1 protein-coding gene and 1 pseudogene are annotated in these 965 nt (G+C 56.2%); both read right to left on the bottom strand.

What is annotated here, in order from left to right; translation table 11 throughout:
- Window positions 1-64: 64 nt before the first annotated feature.
- Window positions 65-688 (bottom strand): annotated as a pseudogene (locus tag BN1115_RS12950) (IS5 family transposase); the annotation flags it as partial.
- 7 nt (window positions 689-695) lie between these two features.
- Window positions 696-965 (bottom strand): integrase core domain-containing protein (locus tag BN1115_RS21695; RefSeq protein ID WP_156135273.1); only part of this gene is annotated, 270 nt, incomplete at its 5' end.

Raw genomic sequence — 965 nt, 5'->3', positions numbered from 1 at the left:
GGCGACCATCTATGTTTCCCCAAATCAGCCATCAAGCCACAACTTCCCCAGCCCCAGGTGACAGCTACACTCGGGGCTTTCTGACAGGTAGGCTAAGGGTATTCAGTTTATTTAGGGCGCTTACATACGCCATGACTTCCCCTACCTGACCGTTGTAGTTACGCAGACTGATTTTGCCCGCCATCAACTGCTTGAACCGATACATCGCCGTCTCTGCCAGCGAGCGCCGGTGATATCCCGACATCTTCTTCCAGTGCGCCAGCCCTTCCTTGCGCATCACCAGCACCGACTCATCTCTCGGATGTCCCTTTTCCCATAACCCCGCGTTCTTGCGAGGCGGGATACAGGCTGTTGCCCCTTTGCGCGAGATTAGCTGATGGCTGGCTTTGCTGTCATAGACACCATCCGCATAAACACGCCCCAGCTTGCGCCGCAATGGATTGAGCAAGGTCGGCAGCACCTCGGCATCATGGACATTTTCCAGCGAGACTTCCGCCGCCACGATATCGTGGGTCACCGGGTCTACCGCCAGATGTAACTTGCGCCAGACTCGCCGTTTCTCAGCGCCGTGTTTTCTGACCTTCCACTCGCCTTCACCAAACACCTTCAGCCCGGTTGAGTCGATAACCAGGTCGGTAATGCGCCCCTTAGGGGGCTGCCGATAGGCCACCTTCACTGTGCGTGCCCTGTTGTGGTCAACTAAATCCGGACACTTGGTTAGGCCGAACCTCGGCTTTTGCAGGCGGTATCCCGTCATTGTGGTGATGTGGACGCCGCCAGTTGTAGTAAACCATCAGGTAATAACTGATATCCCGCTTTGCTTCCCGCAGGCTCATGTATCCCGTTGCCGGGAGCCACTCTGACTTCAGGCTTCTGAACAATCGCTCCATCGGTGCGTTATCCCAGCAATTACCACGCCGACTCATGCTCTGGGTCATGCGATAGCGCCACAGTCGTTGCCGAAA

Origin of the sequence: Aeromonas allosaccharophila (genome assembly GCF_000819685.1) — a bacterium.
GTDB classification, from domain to species: domain Bacteria; phylum Pseudomonadota; class Gammaproteobacteria; order Enterobacterales; family Aeromonadaceae; genus Aeromonas; species Aeromonas allosaccharophila.
This window is presented reverse-complemented; position numbering and strand designations above follow the sequence as displayed.